At 57.9% G+C, this 19,278-nt stretch carries 14 protein-coding genes and 1 tRNA gene; 2 read left to right on the top strand and 13 right to left on the bottom strand.

Annotation, left to right across the window (positions count from 1 at the left end):
- Positions 1 to 53: 53 nt before the first annotated feature.
- The 5 genes from fusA to rpoB form a co-directional block, all read right to left on the bottom strand.
- Positions 54 to 2,168: an elongation factor G gene (fusA, locus tag ACNPN0_RS02855; protein ID WP_105657667.1), complete on the bottom strand. Its 2,115-nt coding sequence runs from the start codon at positions 2,166 to 2,168 to the stop codon at positions 54 to 56.
- 69 nt (positions 2,169 to 2,237) lie between these two features.
- On the bottom strand, positions 2,238 to 2,708 hold the full coding sequence (rpsG, locus tag ACNPN0_RS02850) for a 30S ribosomal protein S7 (RefSeq protein WP_096256908.1): 471 nt from the start codon (positions 2,706 to 2,708) through the stop codon (positions 2,238 to 2,240).
- A complete protein-coding gene (rpsL, locus tag ACNPN0_RS02845) occupies positions 2,708 to 3,082 on the bottom strand; it encodes a 30S ribosomal protein S12 (RefSeq protein ID WP_013349694.1) in 375 nt (124 codons plus the stop codon). Before rpsL ends, rpsG begins: the two co-directional genes overlap by 1 nt.
- A gap of 552 nt (positions 3,083 to 3,634) precedes the next feature.
- Positions 3,635 to 7,525, bottom strand: a complete 3,891-nt coding sequence (locus ACNPN0_RS02840) for a DNA-directed RNA polymerase subunit beta' (protein ID WP_105657668.1) — start codon at positions 7,523 to 7,525, stop codon at positions 3,635 to 3,637.
- A 97-nt stretch (positions 7,526 to 7,622) separates the two neighbouring features.
- Positions 7,623 to 11,129 carry a DNA-directed RNA polymerase subunit beta gene (gene rpoB / locus ACNPN0_RS02835; protein WP_105657689.1) on the bottom strand — a complete coding sequence of 1,169 codons (3,507 nt, stop codon included), beginning with the start codon at positions 11,127 to 11,129 and terminating at the stop codon, positions 7,623 to 7,625.
- Between the two features lie 614 nt (positions 11,130 to 11,743).
- Here rpoB and ACNPN0_RS02830 point away from each other — a divergent pair.
- Positions 11,744 to 12,241 carry an aminoacyl-tRNA deacylase gene (locus ACNPN0_RS02830; RefSeq protein WP_400342054.1) on the top strand — a complete coding sequence of 166 codons (498 nt, stop codon included), beginning with the start codon at positions 11,744 to 11,746 and terminating at the stop codon, positions 12,239 to 12,241.
- Here ACNPN0_RS02830 and ACNPN0_RS02825 read toward each other — a convergent pair.
- The 8 genes from ACNPN0_RS02825 to ACNPN0_RS02790 all read right to left on the bottom strand — a co-directional run bounded on the left by ACNPN0_RS02825 (position 12,195) and on the right by ACNPN0_RS02790 (position 17,782).
- Positions 12,195 to 13,364, bottom strand: coding sequence for an acyltransferase family protein (locus tag ACNPN0_RS02825; RefSeq protein WP_400342053.1), 1,170 nt, complete (start codon positions 13,362 to 13,364; stop codon positions 12,195 to 12,197). The two genes, ACNPN0_RS02830 and ACNPN0_RS02825, sit on opposite strands and share 47 nt — an antisense overlap.
- Before the next feature lie 147 nt (positions 13,365 to 13,511).
- Positions 13,512 to 13,886, bottom strand: a complete 375-nt coding sequence (gene rplL, locus ACNPN0_RS02820) for a 50S ribosomal protein L7/L12 (RefSeq protein ID WP_105657671.1) — start codon at positions 13,884 to 13,886, stop codon at positions 13,512 to 13,514.
- A gap of 73 nt (positions 13,887 to 13,959) precedes the next feature.
- Complete coding sequence (gene rplJ / locus ACNPN0_RS02815; RefSeq protein ID WP_105657672.1) at positions 13,960 to 14,481, bottom strand: 50S ribosomal protein L10; 522 nt, start codon at positions 14,479 to 14,481, stop codon at positions 13,960 to 13,962.
- A gap of 557 nt (positions 14,482 to 15,038) precedes the next feature.
- Positions 15,039 to 15,743: a 50S ribosomal protein L1 gene (gene rplA, locus ACNPN0_RS02810; protein ID WP_105661540.1), complete on the bottom strand. Its 705-nt coding sequence runs from the start codon at positions 15,741 to 15,743 to the stop codon at positions 15,039 to 15,041.
- Between the two features lie 135 nt (positions 15,744 to 15,878).
- The gene (gene rplK / locus ACNPN0_RS02805; RefSeq protein ID WP_105657674.1) at positions 15,879 to 16,310 is read right to left on the bottom strand and encodes a 50S ribosomal protein L11; all 432 of its coding nucleotides are present in this window, start codon (positions 16,308 to 16,310) and stop codon (positions 15,879 to 15,881) included.
- A gap of 130 nt (positions 16,311 to 16,440) precedes the next feature.
- Positions 16,441 to 17,274 carry a transcription termination/antitermination protein NusG gene (nusG, locus tag ACNPN0_RS02800; RefSeq protein ID WP_448937640.1) on the bottom strand — a complete coding sequence of 278 codons (834 nt, stop codon included), beginning with the start codon at positions 17,272 to 17,274 and terminating at the stop codon, positions 16,441 to 16,443.
- Between the two features lie 72 nt (positions 17,275 to 17,346).
- Complete coding sequence (secE, locus tag ACNPN0_RS02795) at positions 17,347 to 17,595, bottom strand: preprotein translocase subunit SecE (RefSeq protein WP_038992215.1); 249 nt, start codon at positions 17,593 to 17,595, stop codon at positions 17,347 to 17,349.
- Positions 17,596 to 17,709: 114 nt separating this feature from the next.
- Positions 17,710 to 17,782, bottom strand: a tRNA-Trp gene (locus ACNPN0_RS02790).
- Between the two features lie 268 nt (positions 17,783 to 18,050).
- Between ACNPN0_RS02790 and ACNPN0_RS02785 the strand changes: the two genes are divergently transcribed.
- Entirely contained in the window at positions 18,051 to 19,250 is a 1,200-nt protein-coding gene (locus ACNPN0_RS02785) for a pyridoxal phosphate-dependent aminotransferase (protein ID WP_105661541.1), read from the top strand.
- Positions 19,251 to 19,278: the final 28 nt, after the last annotated feature.

The following is a 19,278-nucleotide window of genomic DNA, read 5'->3' as shown; positions in this document are numbered from 1 at the left end:
ATCGGCCACTTCCCCGCTAAGGGGGTCACGGCCAGGTTTTTATACCGAGACGATTACTCGCCGCGGGACTTCTGGATGATCTCGTCGGCAACTGCCTTCGGGACCTCAGAGTAGCTGTCGAAGGTCATCGAGTAAACTGCGCGACCCTGGGTCTTCGAACGCAGGTCACCAATGTAACCGAACATTTCCGACAGTGGCACACCAGCGCGGATGACCTTGACGCCAGCAGCGTCGGACATCTCGCTGATCGAACCACGACGGGAGTTCAGGTCGCCGATAACGTCGCCCATGTACTCTTCCGGGGTACGGACTTCAACAGCCATCAGCGGTTCAAGCAAAACAGGGTTAGCGCGGCGTGCGCCTTCCTTGAATACCTGCGAACCAGCGATCTTGAAGGCCATTTCCGAGGAGTCGACATCGTGGTAAGCACCATCGATGAGGGTAGCCTTGACACCGACCAGTGGGTAGCCTGCGAGGATACCGTACTGCATTGCGTCCTGGATACCAGCGTCAACGGATGGGATGTACTCACGAGGAACACGACCACCGGTCACGGCGTTCTTGAACTCGTAGGTGACGCCGTCAACAACTTCCAGAGGCTCGAACGAGACCTGGACCTTTGCGAACTGACCCGAACCACCGGTCTGCTTCTTGTGGGTGAAGTCAACCTTCTCCACAGCCTTCTTGATGGTTTCGCGGTATGCAACCTGTGGCTTGCCAACGTTTGCTTCCACACGGAATTCGCGCTTCATGCGGTCAACCAGAATGTCCAGGTGAAGCTCACCCATACCGCCAATGACGGTCTGGCCGGTGTCTTCGTTCAGGGACACGGTGAAAGTTGGATCTTCCGCCGACAACTTCTGGATAGCGGTCGACAGCTTTTCCTGGTCACCCTTGGTCTTTGGTTCGATGGCCACAGAGATCACTGGATCCGGGAAGCTCATCGATTCGAGAACGATTGGGTGGGCTGGATCACATAGGGTGTCACCGGTGGTGGTGGCCTTCAGGCCGATCACAGCGTAGATGTGACCTGCGTGGATCTCGTCTACCGGATTCTCCTTGTTGGAGTGCATCTGGAAGAGCTTGCCTACGCGTTCCTTCTTGCCCTTGGTGGAGTTCAGCAGCTGTGCGCCGGACTCTGCCTTGCCGGAGTAAACGCGGATGAAGTTCAACTGGCCGAAGAACGGGTGAGCGGCGATCTTGAACGCAAGTGCCGAGAACGGTGCGTCCTCCGAAGGCTCGCGGGTCAGCTCAACTTCTTCGTCCTTCGGATCGTGACCGATGGTGGCGCCAACGTCCAGTGGGTTCGGCAGGAAGTCGATGACTGCATCCAGCATTGGCTGAACGCCGCGGTTCTTGAAGGCCGAACCACAGAATACTGGGTAAGCTTCCGAGTTCACGGTCAGCTTGCGGATGCCAGCCTTGAGTTCCTCAACGGAGATTTCTTCACCTTCGAGGTACTTCTCCATGAGCTCTTCGGATGCCTCAGCGACATCTTCAACCAGCTTGGCGCGGTACTCTTCAGCACGCTCAACCAAGTCGGCAGGGATTTCGCGGGTTTCGTAAGCAGCGCCCATGGTGACGTCACCCTTGGAGTCGCCTTCCCAAACGAATGCCTTCATGGACAGCAGGTCAACGACACCGGTGAACTCGGACTCGGAGCCGATTGGCAGCTGCATAACCAGCGGCTTGGCACCAAGGCGCTGGATGATGGTATCTACGGTGAAGTAGAAGTCAGCGCCCAGCTTGTCCATCTTGTTGACGAAGCAGATACGTGGAACGTCGTACTTGTCAGCCTGGCGCCAAACGGTCTCGGACTGAGGCTCAACGCCTTCCTTGCCATCGAAGACGGCAACGGCGCCATCGAGCACGCGCAGCGAGCGCTCCACCTCAACGGTGAAGTCAACGTGGCCCGGGGTGTCGATGATGTTGATCTGGTTCTTGTTCCAGAAGCAGGTAACAGCAGCGGAGGTAATGGTGATACCGCGCTCTTTTTCCTGTTCCATCCAGTCGGTGGTCGAAGCACCGTCGTGGGTTTCACCGAGCTTGTGGTTCACACCCGTGTAGAAAAGGATGCGCTCAGTAGTAGTGGTCTTACCGGCATCGATGTGAGCCATGATGCCGATATTGCGGACCTTGTTAAGGTCAGTAAGCACGTCCTGTGCCACGTTGTCTCCCTATAAGGTGAGGCCGGAATTGCTGGGCATCGGTTGATGCCCAGCTTTTCCGAGCGGTTCTTACCAGCGGTAGTGTGCGAAGGCCTTGTTGGACTCGGCCATCTTGTGAGTGTCTTCGCGACGCTTCACAGCGGCACCCAGACCGTTCGATGCGTCCAGGATCTCGTTCATCAAACGCTCGATCATGGTCTTCTCGCGGCGAGCCTTCGAGTAGCCAACCAGCCAGCGCAGAGCCAGTGCGGTTGCACGGCCTGGCTTGACCTCAACAGGAACCTGGTAGGTAGCGCCACCGACGCGGCGGGAACGAACCTCGAGGGCTGGACGGATGTTGTCCATAGCCTTCTTGAGGGTCGAAACAGCGTCGGCGCCGGACTTTGCTGCGGCACCTTCGAGTGCACCGTAAACAATGCGCTCTGCAGTGGACTTCTTGCCGTCTACGAGAACCTTGTTGATCAGCTGGGTGACCAATGGGGATTCGAAGACTGGATCAGAAACTAGTGGGCGCTTTGGCGCCGGACCCTTACGAGGCATTACTTACCATCCTTCTTTGCACCGTAGCGGGAACGAGCCTGCTTACGATCCTTCACACCCTGGGTATCCAGAGCACCACGAACAATCTTGTAGCGAACACCTGGAAGGTCCTTTACACGACCACCGCGAACGAGCACGATGGAGTGTTCCTGCAGGTTGTGTCCGACACCTGGAATGTAAGCGGTCACTTCGACGCCACCGGCAAGGCGCACACGTGCGACCTTACGCAGAGCCGAGTTTGGCTTCTTCGGGGTGGTGGTGTACACACGGGTGCACACGCCACGGCGCATTGGGTTGCCCTTAAGGGCAGGGGCCTTGGTCTTGACGACCTTAGGCGAGCGGCCCTTGCGGACCAGCTGCTGAATAGTAGGCACTTTCGTGTCCTTCCATTGTCTAAGTTCTTCGGCAACACGACGAAAACGCCTAAGCCTAGAAAAGTTTTAGCGCTTCGCAATGTAGCTAGCTGCTTGCTTTACCGCGCACTCAGAATCAAAAGTCCCTAGGCGTGCGAAAGTGTGGCATTCGTTGCGCAACCTACCCGCAACCCGGACGGAGTCCATTTTGCCACACATAAAACAATTGATCTCAGTCTAGCATTAATCCACCGAGCCACCATGTACAGTAAGCTATCTCACCGACCAGGCCACTCTTGGCCCCCGCCGCCATCGAGACGGTTTGGGTAGTGACTACGCTAACGACCCCAGCTGAACGCCATGGGACCGCCAGATGAAAAGCACCTGAATCCGCGGATGGCCGCTGCCGGCTTGCCAGCGGATCCGCTTCATGGCAAATACTAGTTCCTAAATCTCCCAGTGGATTCGTCGACTACTATTTTCACCCCGTGACGGTTAAACGCCCAATGCCTGCCCGCACAGTGTGCGGGCAGGCATTGGGTCAAACTACCTGACGGTGACAGTGCTTCCGGTTTAGCGGAAGTCCGAGCCGTGGTCGTAGTCGTCCATCGAGATGGCACGGAATTCAGGCGACAGCCCGCCTTCCAGCGCATCGTCGTACAGGCCCGAAGAGAAGGCCGAGGTGCCGGTGAACAAAGTTGCCTTTGCTTCATCGGTTGGCTCGACGTTGACCTGGGTGTAGCGATCCAGACCGGTACCGGCCGGGATCAGCTTACCGATGATCACGTTTTCCTTCAGACCGCGCAGTGGATCTTCCTTGCCTTCCATCGCAGCCTGGGTCAGGACGCGAGTGGTTTCCTGGAAGGAAGCAGCCGACAGCCACGAATCGGTGGCCAGCGATGCCTTGGTGATGCCCATCAGCTCGTCACGGCCGGCAGCTGGACGCTGGCCTTCCGAAACGGCCTTGCGGTTCGCAGCGGTGAAGCGCGAACGATCGGCCAACTCGCCTGGCAGCAAGTCGGTCTCGCCGGACTCGATGACGGTGACGCGGCGCAGCATCTGGCGGACGATGACTTCCACGTGCTTATCGTGGATGCCTACACCCTGGGACTGGTACACATCCTGGACCTCGCGGACCAGGAACTTCTGTGCCTCACGTGGGCCGAGGACTCGAAGAACCTGCTTCGGATCCAAGGTACCGCTGGTGAGCTGGGTGCCGGCAACGATGCTTTCGCCCTCTTCAACCAACAGGCGAGCACGGCGCAGAACCGGGTAGGCCTGCTTCTCGTCGCCGTTGTCTGGAGTAACTACAACACGCAGCTGCTTCTCGTCGTCTTCGATCGACACGCGACCGGCAACCTCGGACATCGGAGCCACACCCTTAGGGGTACGGGCTTCGAACAGTTCCTGGATACGAGGCAGACCCTGGGTGATATCGTCAGCCGACGCTACACCACCGGTGTGGAAGGTACGCATGGTCAGCTGGGTACCAGGCTCGCCGATGGACTGCGCGGCGATAATGCCAACAGCCTCGCCGATGTCCACGGTCTTGCCGCTGGCCAGCGAACGCCCGTAGCACAGAGCACAGGTTCCAACAGCCGAGTCGCAGGTCAGCACGGAGCGAACGCGGATTTCATCCACGCCTGCAGCGTACAGCTCGTCGATCAGCACGTCGCCGACATCCGAACCGGCGGTAGCCAGCACGGTGCCTTCAGCGTTCTTGACGTCGGTAGCCAGCGTACGGGTGTATGCCGAGTTCTCCACGGTCTCGTGCTTGACGCGGATGCCGGCAGAGTTATCTGCAATGGCAACGGTCAAGCCGCGCTTGGTGCCGCAGTCCTCTTCGCGAACGATAACATCCTGCGAAACGTCCACCAGACGACGGGTCAGGTAACCCGAGTTAGCGGTCTTCAGCGCGGTATCCGCCAGGCCCTTACGGGCACCGTGGGTCGCGATGAAGTACTCCAGAACCGACAGGCCTTCACGGTAGGAAGACTTGATCGGGCGAGGAATAATTTCACCCTTAGGGTTGGACACCAGACCACGGATACCCGCGATCTGACGCAATTGCAGGTAGTTACCACGAGCCTTGGAAGTCACCATTCGGTTAATGGTGTTCAGCTCTTCCATGCCGTTCTTCATTGCCTCGGCAACCTCGTCGGTAGCCTTGGTCCAGATGTCGATCAGGTCCTGGCGGCGCTCGGTATCTGCAATCAGGCCCTTGTCGTAGGAAGCCTGGACCTTGGCGGCCTTTACCTCGTAAGGAGCCAAGATGGCTGCCTTATCCATGTTCGAGGTAATGTCCGAGATCGCCACGGTGACACCCGAGCGGGTCGACCAGTAGAAACCGGCGTCCTTCAGGTTATCCAGGGTAGCTGCGGCAATGATCTTCGGGTAGCGCTCTGCCAGATCGTTGACGATCTCCGAGAGCGCATCCTTGCCCGCTACGGTGGCTACCCATGGGTAGTCCGCAGGCAGGGTGTCGTTGAACAGCACCTGGCCAAGCGAGGTATCCAGCAATGCCGGGGTACCTGGCTCCCAGCCCTCAGGGGCTGGCTGGTCTGCGGAAGGAACGAAGTTCTCCACGCGGACCTTGATCGGTGCGTTCAGGTGCAGTTCGCCCAGATCCTTGGCCATGATGGCCTCGGATACGGTAGCGAACACGCGGCCGGCGCCCTTTTCGGTTGCACGCTTGGTGGTCAAGTGGTGCAATCCGATGATCATATCCTGCGAAGGCTGTGCCACTGGGCGGCCATCGGAAGGCTTCAAGATATTGTGCGAGGACAGCATCAAGATACGGGCTTCAGCCTGTGCTTCTGGGCTCAGCGGCAGGTGAACTGCCATCTGGTCACCGTCGAAGTCAGCGTTGAACGCGCCGCAAACCAATGGGTGCAGCTGCAGGGCCTTGCCTTCGATCAGCTGTGGTTCGAAGGCCTGGATACCCAAGCGGTGCAGGGTAGGTGCACGGTTGAGCAGTACCGGGTGCTCGGTGATGATCTCTTCGAGAACATCCCAAACCTGCGGGCGGTAACGCTCGACCATGCGCTTAGCCGACTTGATGTTCTGTGCGTGGTTGAGGTCGACCAGGCGCTTCATCACGAAAGGCTTGAACAGCTCCAGGGCCATCTGCTTTGGCAGACCGCACTGGTGCAGCTTCAGCTGCGGGCCGACAACGATGACCGAACGGCCCGAGTAGTCAACGCGCTTGCCCAGCAGGTTCTGGCGGAAACGACCCTGCTTGCCCTTGAGCATGTCGCTCAGGGACTTCAGCGGGCGGTTGCCTGGACCGGTCACCGGACGGCCACGACGGCCGTTATCGAACAGCGAGTCAACAGCTTCCTGCATCATGCGCTTTTCGTTGTTCACGATGATCTCTGGCGCACCGAGATCAAGCAGGCGCTTGAGGCGGTTGTTGCGGTTGATCACGCGGCGGTACAGGTCGTTCAGATCCGAGGTAGCGAAACGGCCACCGTCGAGCTGGACCATCGGGCGCAGTTCTGGCGGGATCACCGGAACGGCGTCAAGGACCATGCCCTTAGGCGAGTTGCCGTTGACAAGGAACGCGTTGACGACCTTCAGGCGCTTGAGCGCACGAGCCTTCTTCTGGCCCTTGCCGTTTTCGATGATGGTCTTCAGCTCTTCAGCTTCAGCCGCCAGATCGAAGTTCTCAAGGCGCTTCTGGATAGCTTCTGCACCCATGGAGCCTTCGAAGAACAGTCCGTACTTCTCACGCATGGTGCGGTACAGGCCTTCGTCGCCTTCGAGGTCGGCGACCTTCAGGTTCTTGAAGCGCTCCCAGACCGCACGCAGGCGCTCGGCTTCGGCCTTGGCGCGCTTGTCGATCTGCAGAACAGTCTTCTCGGCCAAGGTGCGGGCCTTGTTCAGCTCGGCATTCTTGGCGCCGTCAGCTTCCATGCGCTCAAGCTCGGCTTCCAGGTCGGCTGCAACAGCCTTCTTGTCAGCTTCCGAGTTGTTCGCAAGGTTGCGCAGTTCCAGGTCGTGCTGGGCCTGCAGGTTAGGCATTTCGGCGTGGCGGCGTGCTTCGTCGACACCGGTGATCATGTAGGCAGCGAAGTAGATGACCTTTTCGAGGTCCTTCGGAGCCAGATCGAGCAGGTAGCCCAAGCGCGATGGAACGCCCTTGAAGTACCAGATGTGGGTCACAGGAGCTGCCAGCTCGATGTGGCCCATGCGCTCACGGCGTACGTTCGCGCGGGTCACCTCGACGCCGCAACGCTCGCAGATGATGCCCTTGAAGCGCACGCGCTTGTACTTGCCGCAGTAGCATTCCCAGTCGCGGGAAGGGCCGAAGATCTTTTCGCAGAAAAGACCGTCCTTCTCCGGCTTCAGGGTGCGGTAGTTAATGGTTTCCGGCTTCTTGACCTCGCCGTAGCTCCATCCACGGATTTCATCCGCGGTGGCAAGGTTGATTCGCATGAGGCCGAATGAGGAATCGCTGGACATATGGTCCTTTTCTCTCTTCTGTGGTGTCTGAAGTCGATACGAATGAGGGTGGGAATTTGCCGCCGCTGCCTGCAGGTCCTGCAGGCAGGGCGCCAGATTACACTTCCTCTACGGAGTTCGGCTCCGACCGTGAAAGGTCGATGCCCAGCTCTTCAGCGGCGCGGAACGATTCCTCGTCCGACTCACGCATTTCGATAGTGTTGCCGTCGGTACCGAGTACCTCGACGTTCAAGCACAGCGACTGCATTTCCTTGATGAGCACCTTGAACGATTCTGGAACACCAGGCTCTGGAACGTTCTCGCCCTTGACGATAGCTTCGTAGACCTTCACGCGGCCGTGGATATCATCCGACTTGATGGTCAGGATTTCCTGCAGTGTGTAAGCGGCACCGTATGCTTCCAGTGCCCAAACTTCCATCTCGCCGAAGCGCTGGCCACCGAACTGGGCCTTACCGCCCAGTGGCTGCTGGGTGATCATGGAGTATGGACCGGTGGAACGGGCGTGGATCTTGTCGTCCACCAGGTGGTGGAGCTTCAAGATGTACATGTAGCCCACGGAAACCGGATCCGGCAGCGGGTCGCCGGAGCGGCCGTCGAACAGCTTCGCCTTGCCGGAGTTGCCAATCAGGCGCACACCGTCACGGGTCTTGCTGGTCGAATCCAGGATGCCGCGGATTTCCTCTTCGGAAGCGCCATCGAAGACCGGGGTTGCCACGGTGGTGGAACCGGACTCGCGTGGCAGGTTCGGCAGATCGCGGACCCATTCAGGCTCGCCTTCGATCTTCCAGCCCTGCTTGGCAGCCCAACCCAGGTGGATTTCCATAACCTGGCCGACGTTCATACGACCTGGCACACCTAGCGGGTTCAGGATGACATCCAGCGGGGTGCCGTCTTCCAGGAATGGCATGTCTTCCAGCGGCATGATGCGCGAGATGACGCCCTTGTTACCGTGGCGACCTGCGAGCTTGTCGCCGATCGAGATCTTGCGCTTCTGGGCAACGTAGACGCGGACCAGCTGGTTGACACCAGGGGAAAGGTCATCGTCGTTGTCGCGGTCGAAGATGCGAACACCAATGACGGTGCCGGACTCGCCGTGCGGAACCTTCAGCGAGGTGTCGCGCACTTCGCGCGACTTCTCACCGAAGATGGCACGCAGCAGGCGCTCTTCCGGGGTCAGTTCGGTCTCGCCCTTAGGGGTGACACGGCCTACCAGCACGTCGCCGGCCTCGACCTCGGCACCGATGTAGACGATGCCGCGGTCATCGAGCTGGGAGAGGATGTCTTCCGAGACATTCGGGATGTCGCGGGTGATTTCCTCGGCACCGAGCTTGGTGTCGCGGGCATCGACTTCGTGCTCTTCGATGTGAATCGAGGTGAGTACGTCGTCGAAGATCATGCGCTGGGAGAGGATGATCGCATCCTCGTAGTTGTAGCCTTCCCAGGACATGAATGCCACGAGCAGGTTCTTGCCCAGCGAGAGCTCGCCGGAGTCGGTCGAAGGACCGTCAGCGATGATCGACTGGTATTCCAGGCGGTCGCCTTCGGACACGCGAACGCGCTGGTTGTAGGCGTTGCCCTGGTTCGAGCGGGCGAACTTCATGATCGGGTACATCGACTCGGTGCCGTCATCGTTCATGACGACAACCAGGTCAGCAGATACCTCGGTGACCACGCCTGGCTTGGCGGCGACAACGGAGTCGCCGGCGTCAACCGCGGCGAACTTCTCCATGCCGGTACCCACCAGCGGACGCTCGGACTTCAGCAGCGGCACAGCCTGGCGCTGCATGTTGGCGCCCATCAGTGCGCGGTTGGCATCGTCGTGCTCGAGGAATGGAATCAGCGCGGTTGCCACCGAAACCATCTGGCGCGGCGAAACGTCCATGAAGGTCACTTCAGCGGAATCGACGATGACAGGCTCGCCGCCACCGCCCTTTTCGCGAACCAGAACGGTCTCTTCAACGAAGCGGCCGTTCTCATCCAGTGGCGCGTTGGCCTGTGCGATGTAGTGCTGCAGCTCGTCATCGGCGGTCAGGTAGTCGACCTCGTTGGACACGACGCCATTGGCGACGCGGCGGTACGGGGTTTCGATGAAGCCGAAGGAGTTGATGCGTCCGTAGGTAGCCAACGAACCGATCAGGCCGATGTTCGGGCCTTCAGGGGTTTCAATTGGGCACATGCGTCCGTAGTGGGACGGGTGGACGTCTCGTACTTCCATGCCTGCGCGGTCACGGGACAGGCCGCCCGGGCCCAGAGCCGACAAGCGGCGCTTGTGGGTCAGGCCGGCCAGCGGGTTGTTCTGGTCCATGAACTGCGAAAGCTGCGAGGTTCCGAAGAACTCCTTGATGGCAGCCACAACAGGGCGGATGTTGATCAGGGTCTGCGGGGTGATCGCCTCGACGTCCTGGGTGGTCATGCGCTCGCGCACAACACGCTCCATGCGGGACAGGCCGGTGCGGACCTGGTTCTCGATCAGTTCGCCCACGGCGCGGATGCGGCGGTTGCCGAAGTGGTCGATGTCGTCGACGTTGACAGGAACGTCAACGATCTCGCCCTTGCGGGTGCCCTGAACAGTCTTCTCGCCTGCGTGCAGCGCAACGAGGTAGCGGATCATCGCTACCAGGTCGTCCAGCGAGAGCACCGAAGCGTTCTCGGCGTTGACCGGAGTCTCCACGCCCAGCTTGCGGTTGATCTTGTAGCGGCCAACCTTTGCCAGGTCGTAGCGCTTAGGCTCGAAGTACATGTTCTTCAGCAGTGCCTGGGCGGCCTCAACCGTAGGAGGCTCGCCTGGACGCAGCTTGCGGTAGATGTCCAGCAAGGCTTCGTTCTGATCCTTGATGCTGTCCTTTTCCAAGGTTGCGCGCATCGAATCGTACTGGCCGAACTCGGACAGGATCTGCTCTTCGCTCCAGCCAAGGGCCTTGAGCAAGACGGTGACCGACTGCTTGCGCTTGCGATCAAGGCGTACGCCGATCTGGTCGCGCTTGTCGATTTCCAGCTCGAACCATGCACCACGCGATGGGATGATACGTGCCGAGAAGATCGTCTTGTCACTGGTCTTGTCCGGCGTGGACTCGAAGTACGCACCTGGGGAGCGAACCAGCTGGGACACAACGACACGCTCGGTGCCGTTGATGATGAAGGTGCCCTTTTCGCTCATCAGCGGGAAATCGCCCATGAACACGGTCTGCTGCTTGATTTCGCCGGTTTCATTATTCATGAATTCGGCCTTGACATACAGCGGTGCCGCGTAGGTGGCGTCGCGGTCCTTGCACTCTGCGATCGAGTACTTAGGATCAGCGAACTCCGGATCCGAGAAGCTCAAGGACATGGTGTCCTGGAAGTCCTCGATTGGGGAGATTTCCTCGAAGATTTCTGCCAGGCCCGAGGTGTTGGGCACGCTGAAGTCACCAGCGGCTTCTGCCTTGGCCAGGCGCTCTACCCAGTTCTGGTTGCCGACGAGGCGGTCAAAGCTCTCGGTCTGCAATGCCAGCAGGTTAGGCACTTCAAGGGGTTCGTGAATCTTTGCAAAAGAAAGTCGGCCAGCGTATGCAGCATCGCGAGCCGAACTAGCGGTTTGGTTGTTAGGGTTGCTCGAGGCGACCAAGATGGATCCTTCCAAAGACCGTCAGGTTTCCGAACGCTTACCGTGCTAAGGTTCCTGCCATAGGACAGTTCCTCTTTTTTCGTCCGCACGAACCCACCGCTATATGAAGGCCGCGCGCGCAAACAGCAAGGCGCAAATTTCTACTCTACCGGAGGAAAATCCGGTTGTCGATACTCGGTGCAGAAATTCGTGCTATAGTTTTCGCCCCCACTTTCGCGCGGGCTGCCACTCAGGTTTCCAAGCACCGCGCCAGCGCGCAACCCGGTCGTACCGCGCACCGAAAAGTGCATGCATTTTCCCAACTGATACCCTTGTTTTCGCGGATTCTTGCGAATTGCCAAAGGTCTTGGCCCGCTGAACGCAGTCTCCGGATTCCGGGCATCAGGCAACGTTATGCTTTCTGTCACATTCTCCTCAGCAGGCATCAGAAACCCCAATTTTTCTCCGCTTCAGCCGCATGGCGAACGTTCTTGGAGATTTTTTTCCGGGTATCCGGGAGGCTTGAAGCTACACGCTCCCCCAGCAGATATAAGCCTTTGCGACCTCGTGTGTCCGGTGGCTTCTTCTTTCGCCACTAGCTATGATCGAGCAAACATCCACGGTTAGGAGACGAAGTGAATAAGCTGCAGTCAGATGAAGCACTGACCCGAGTTACCCTGGACGCCTCGCGCCGGAACATCCCAATCGAGATTGTGCCGCGCGACAAGGTCCGCTCGCTGGAAGAGGCTGCGGACGCCTTGGGAATCTCGGCCTCGGCCTTGCTCAAGACGCTGGTTATCAAACGCACAGACGGCACCTTCGTCTTCGCGCTGATCCCCGGCGGGCGGAAACTTGACTGGGCGAAGCTGCGCGGAATCATGGGCGTCAATAAGCTCTCCCTGCCATCTTCAGATATCGCTTGGGATGTCACGCACTACGAGAGCGGAACCATTACGCCTTTTGGCTCGCACACAGTACTGCCTGTCTACATCGATGCCAGCGTCTTCGAAGAGCCCGTATCGGAACAGATAGGACTGGGCAGCGGGGACCGAGCCCATGGACTGCTGGTTCGCGCCAAGGATTTGGTTAGCGGATTTGATGCCACGATTGCTGATATTTCGACTCCGGAATAACCAGCCCTGGCTTAGCCAAGGCCTTCTTGGCCCAGGCCTGCGACTTGGTCAATCCCTTGATCGTCGCGTTGCGCAGCGGCAGACCCAGCGGCTGCTCGACGAAGCGTGCCACCAGGTAGGCAATTCCTAGCATCAGCACCAGCAAACCGGCCAGCAGCACGTACTTGTTCACGAAACCGTGCAGCTGGTTGATTAGCCACCAACCCCACAACTGGTGCACCAGGTACAGCGGGTAAGTCAATGAACCGGCCACAGCCAGCCATTTGCCCTGGACGTTCTTGAGCGGAGTCAGGGTGCACACCGCCAGCAGAACTACGCACAGGACGGTCAGCAGCTGGAAATGCCAGGCCGGGATATCCATCCCGGAGAGCAAGTCCGCGTCACTGCGCCCCTTGATGCCGGTGAAAAATGCGGCGATGGCAGTATTGCCTGCGACCATGGACCACCGCAGAATGCTGTGGCCGCTTTGATAGATCAAGAAGAGCACCATGCCGGCTGCGAACAGGGCCGCATACTGCCCGGCAATCCATTCCTGCAGCTTGTCCAAGCTTGTGAAATGCAGATACAGGCCCAGAGCGGGCCAAATGGCAGAGAGCAAGAGGATGTGCTTGTTCTTCACGAAGCCCATGGACAAGAGCACTGCGAGCAACACGTAGAAACGCAACTCGACCCAAAGTGTCCAATAGACACCGTCCATATCGGTGACGCCGAATCCAGCCTGCATCATGCTCAGGTTGGGCAGAATATCACTGGCCGAGCGTCCCTCGTTGCCGGAAGGCCAGATCCCAAGCGAGAGTACTGTTGCTGCGAGTACCGCGAGCCAGTAGGCCGGGTAGAGGCGGCCCACACGCGAGCCGATGAAACCAATGACGTTCTTTCCCTGGAGGGACATCAGGATAACGAAGCCCGAGATGAGGAAGAATAGCTGTACACCCAGCTGTCCGTAACGGGTGAATTCGGAGAGTACTGGCCAGAACTCTGCGGCCTGCCTCCCCCAGTGATCATGTCCCCATGCGGTGTAGTGGTACAGGACGACAATTAGCGCAGCTGTAATCCTCAATGCGTCTAGGAGCCCTAGCCGCGGTGCTGGTTTCTGGTTCTGGGTAGCTACGGTTTTTGACACATTTTCACTGTAAACAATGAACTTGAATAAACTCTGTTAATAGAAACGTTATAAAATAATTGCTATGGACTTCCCAGCTTAACGACCAAAGGCCCATAGACTTTCGTCTGTGGACCTTTGGCAATAAGTTGCGAGTGACCGCTGTACTTACTTAACGGTGACGGTAGCGCCGGCAGCTTCCAGAGCTTCCTTAGCCTTCTCGGCAGCGTCCTTTGCAACACCCTCAAGCAGAGCCTTTGGAGCAGCGTCAACGAGCTCCTTAGCTTCCTTCAGGCCCAGGGAAGTCAGTGCGCGAACTTCCTTGATAACTGCGATCTTCTTGTCGCCGGCCGACTCGAGGACTACGTCGAATTCGGTCTGCTCTTCAGCAGCAGCTTCGCCGCCTGCAGCTGGACCAGCAACTGCAACAGCAGCAGCGGTTACGTCGAAGGTCTCTTCGAATTCCTTAACGAACTCGGACAGTTCGATGATGGTCATTTCCTTGAATGCGGAAAGCAGCTCTTCGTTGCTGAGCTTCGCCATGGTGGGCGTCCTTTCGGTTTTTGGCCTTGAGAGCCGATGAATTTGGGTTTACGTTGCGAGAGAACTCGAAAGCTTAGGCTTCTGCCGGAGCTTCCTCGGCAGCTTCGCCACCGTTCTCGTCGAGCTTTGCACGCAGAGCTTCGACAGCGCGGGCAGCAGCGGAAGCTGGAGCCAGCAGCACTGCTGCAACGCGGGCGAGCTGAGTTTCGCGGGATTCCAGCGCAGCCAAAGCAGCGATGCCGCTCTGGTCCAGTGCCTTACCTTCGAACCAACCGGTCTTGATGACCAGCTTTTCGTTAGTCTTGGCGAATTCCGTGAGGCTCTTAGCGGCAGCAACTGCATCGCCCTTAATGAAGGCGATTGCGGTTGGACCAGAAAGCTGTTCATCGAAAGCATCGATGCCAGCGTTCTTCGCTGCGATTGCGGTCAAGGTGTTCTTTACGACTGCGTACTTGGTCTCCTGACCAAGCGAGCGGCGCAGATCCTTGAGCTGTGCAACGGTAAGCCCACGGTATTCGGTCAAGACAGCCGCCGACGAATCATTGAATTCCGCGGTGATTTCTTCAATCGCTGCAGTCTTGCTTGGGGTTGCCATAACACTCCTTCCGGGGATTTGTTCGGTACCGTTTCAAAACCGGCGAGGCCATAAAAATAGCCCCGCGCAGGAGCACAGGGCGTTTCAACTTATTCAAAGTCAAAAAATCTATGTAACCTGCGTTGGTCATCCTTGCGGATCTTTAGGAGCAGTTGGAAACCAAATGCTCGACCGACGGTCTTCGGTATTTCTAGTTTATAGGAGCACTCCAGCCCACAGCAAATCGAAGCCGGAGCCAATCTCATGATCCTGGTCACTAGGGGAATTAAATTAGAATGGCGGGACTCATTTACCAACGCTTGGGGAACGCTAGTAGTAAGTCCCGCCGATACAAAAGTTTTGGGGAAACTTTCGTATCTCATCCGCGTAGGGCCTTGGGGGATCCATACGCGGATGACCGAGATACTCGGTAGTCAAAGCTTATCATCGGCTACAGGCTGGCACGAAACATGAATACGCTTTCCAGCAGCCGTGGCCATCGCGCAGATTCCTCGCTTAAAAAGGAAGGGAGCATGCCGATTATCGGCATGCTCCCTCAAGCTAGTTAGCTACTAGACTTAGGCCTCAACGCGGGTTACGTTCGCGTCAACAGGAATACCTGGACCGAAGGTGGTAGCGATGGTTGCCTTCGAGATGTAGCGACCCTTCGAAGCCGAAGGCTTCAGGCGCATAACCTCTTCCAGAGCTGCTGCGTAGTTCTCGGTCAGCTGCTTTGCGTCGAACGAAACCTTGCCAATGATGAAGTGCAGGTTCGAGTGCTTGTCGACGCGGAAGTCGATCTTGCCGCCCTTGATGTCGGTTACAGCCTTGGCCACATCCATGGTCACGGTGCCGGTCTTAGGGTTTGGCATCAGGTTACGAGGACCCAGTACCTTACCCAAGCGGCCAACCTTGCCCATCAGGTCAGGGGTTGCAACTGCTGCGTCGAAGTCGGTCCAGCCGCCCTGGATCTTTTCGATCAGGTCGTCCGAGCCAACGAAGTCGGCGCCAGCTTCGCGAGCTGCTTCTGCCTTGTCACCGTTAGCGAAAACAACCACGCGGGCGGTCTTGCCGGTGCCGTGTGGAAGGTTTACGGTACCGCGAACCATCTGGTCAGCCTTACGTGGGTCAACACCCAGGCGGAAAGCAACCTCAACGGTCGAGTTGGTCTTATCGCCTGCGGTCTCCTTAGCCAGGGCAATTGCCTCGGCTGGAGCGTAGACGTTGTTGTCGGCATCGATCTTAGCCGCGGCGGCTACGTATGCTTTGCTGCGCTTTGCCATCTGCGTTTTCTCCTTATGCAGTCGTGGTCATATGGACCGCGCGGGGTCCTGCCACGGGCGAATCGATCGGATGACCGTTTCGCCTTAGATTGAATTCTTGAGTGCTATCCAGCGTGTGAACAGCGGAAGGCGGGATTAGCCTTCTACGGTCACGCCCATGGAGCGGGCGGTGCCGGCGATGATCTTGGCTGCAGCAGCCAGGTCATTTGCGTTCAGGTCAGCCATCTTGGTGGTGGCGATTTCCTCAACCTGAGCCTGGGTCAGGTTAGCAACCTTGTCGGTGTGCGGAACACCCGAACCCTTTGCAATGCCAGCTGCCTTCTTGATCAGCTCAGCTGCAGGAGGAGTCTTGGTGATGAAAGTGAACGAACGGTCTTCGTATACGGTGATCTCAACTGGAACAACGTTACCGCGCTGCGACTCGGTCGCTGCGTTGTAAGCCTTGCAGAATTCCATGATGTTGACGCCGTGCTGACCAAGGGCTGGACCGATTGGAGGAGCTGGGTTAGCAGCACCTGCCTGGATCTGCAGCTTGATGAGTCCGGTGACCTTTTTCTTTGGGGCCATGTCGGGTCCTTCTTACTCTTGCGTTTCCCGTGGCACAGGAGCGTGGCACGGGGATCTGGCTATCGTGGCGCGACAGCCAAGCGTACCCTCGCATCGATAAGCGACCGATGCGGGGCACGAAGACTTAATACTACTGGATCTTGGTGACCTGGTTGAAGTTCAGGGTCACTGGGGTTTCACGTTCGAAGATCGAAACCAGTACGACCAGCTGTGCGGCATCCAGCTTGATCTCCGAGATGGTTGCCGGCATCGTTTCGAACGGTCCGTCATTGACGATAACCGATTCGCCGACTTCGAAGTCCACGGTGACCTCAGTAATTGGAGCACGGCCTGGCTTGGACGCCGATGGCTGCTCTACTGGATCAACGATGGTGTGCTCAAGCATGGAGAACACTTCGTCAAGGCTCAGTGGGTTTGGATCGTGGGCGTTGCCAACGAATCCAGTGACACCTGGAGTGTGTCGAACAACACCCCACGACGCGTCAGTCAGCTCCATGCGGACCAGGACATAGCCCGGGATGCGCACGCGGCGAACGATCTTGCGCTGAGTGTTCTTGACCTCGACGACCTCTTCCATTGGAACCTGGATATCGAAGATGAACTCATCCATGTCCTGGGTCTGGATACGGGTCTCAAGATTGACCTTCACGCGGTTTTCGTAACCAGCGTAGGTGTGAATGACAAACCAGTCACCTGGAAGACGACGGAGCTTAGCGCGGAATTCTTCCTTGAGCTTGGCTACGTTGTCTTCGCCCTCAGCTTCTTCAGCTTCGGCTTCGTTGTCTTCGCCTTCAGCTTCTTCAGCTGCGCCTTCGATTACCTGAGCGTCTTCAGCGTCCTGTGCTGGTGCTTCGGTTGGGTCGATGTCAGCTTCTACAGCTGGCTCAACCTGATCGCCGGCGGCTTCAACGAACTCGTTTTCGACCTCGTCATTAATCTGCGGTTCGAGTTCCTTGTCGGACACTGCAGCTCCTGCTTTCTTTGACTGAATGACACTAAATTGCCTCGGGGTAATCATACCTCCGAGGCAACAAAATTACTGTTCGACCTTGTTGGTGAACAGGAGGATCGAACCCTGCCCAAAGACGAAGTCCAGGGCCGTCACGATCAGCATCACCACGACCACGAAACCGACAACAACCAGGAAATAATTCACTAGTTCACTGCGGGTCGGGGTGACGACCTTCTTAAGTTCTGCGATTACCTGGCGGAAAAACAAGAAGATCCGGGCAAAGAAACCCAACTTCTGTCCACCCTTACCGGAGCTGAGAGCAGATTCGGTCATGTTCTTCCTCGTTTCAAAAATTTGGCCAGTTGAAACAATCACGGTGTGCCATAGTCTATTCGACTGCAACACACCGTGATGAGATAATTCGCTAAGCGATAAATCGCTATTGCGCAGGGCAGACAGGACTCGAACCTGCAACCTGCGGTTTTGGAGACCGCTGCGCTACCAATTGCGCCACTACCCTTCGGAGCTTTTTACCGCTCCCACCTAGAACATCTTAGCGGATAAAACATTCAGCTTCGTCCGTTGCGATGTCTCGGCAACGAGAAATAACTTTACGCAACGAAATCGGAAATGTCGAACTGACAACCTCCGGTGTGGCGCAGAACGCATTCCCGCGCCCCGTTGCGCACCTTATTGTGTCATTTTCAAAATTGTGATGCTGAAGTGCAAGGTTGCGAACTAAACTGAGGTGTAACAGCTGTCCCCATAGACTTCAGGACGAATCCCCAATGTCTCGCATTTCTCGCCGCATCGGCGCAATTTCCGAATCCGCGACTCTCGCAGTAGATGCCAAGGCGAAGGCTCTTAAAGCAGCAGGTCGACCAGTAATCGGTTTCGGTGCCGGTGAACCCGACTTCCCAACCCCTGGCTACATTGTCGAAGCAGCAGTCAAGGCGGCCCAGGATCCAAAGAACCACCGCTACTCCCCTGCAGCCGGCCTTCCCGAGCTGCGCGAAGCAATCGCCGCCAAAACCATGCGCGATTCGGGCTACGAGCTCAAGGCCAACCAGGTTCTGGTCACCAATGGCGGCAAGCAGGCGGTGTACAACACCTTCGCAACCCTGCTTGATCCAGGTGACGAGGTCATCGTTCCGGCTCCGTACTGGACCACCTATCCCGAAGCCATCCAGCTCGCCGGAGGCAAGGCCGTATCGGTCTTTGCCGGCCCGGAGCAGGGCTACAAGGTTACCGTCGAACAGCTCGAATCCGTACTGACCGAACGCACCAAGGTGCTGCTGTTCGTTTCTCCTTCGAACCCCACCGGTGCCGTATACACCCCGGAGCAGGTCCGCGAGATCGGCCAGTGGGCTGCTTCCAAGGGGCTGTGGGTTGTTACCGATGAGATCTACGAGCACTTGACCTACGGCGATGCAACTTTCAGCTCCATCGCGACCTTGGTCCCAGAGCTCGAAGACCGAGTTGTCATCCTCAACGGCGTGGCAAAGACCTACGCAATGACCGGCTGGCGCGTGGGTTGGATGGCAGGTCCCCTGGATGTCATCAAGGCCGCCACCAACCTGCAGTCCCACGCCACCTCGAACGTTTCCAACGTATCGCAGCGAGCCGCCCTGGCTGCTGTTGCCGGGCCGCTGGATGCCGTGAACGACATGAAGGTTGCCTTCAACCGTCGCCGCTTGGCCATCGTCGAATCACTGAACGCGATTGACGGCCTGCACTGCCCTACTCCGGAAGGCGCGTTCTACGCGTATTCGGATGTTCGAGGCCTGCTGGGTCGCGAAATCCGCGGCGTTGTGAACAACACCAGTGCAGAACTTGCTGCTTTCATCCTGGAACAGGCAGAAGTTGCCGTCGTTCCAGGTGAAGCATTCGGCCCTTCCGGCTATATCCGCATGTCATATGCACTGGGTGATGCTGACCTCGAAGAAGGCGTCGCACGGATGGCCAAGCTGCTGGGCGAAGCCAAGTAGAAAAACCGCGCCGCCAAAGAAGCGGGGG

The organism is Glutamicibacter sp. AGC84, assembly GCF_053543575.1.
This window is presented reverse-complemented; position numbering and strand designations above follow the sequence as displayed.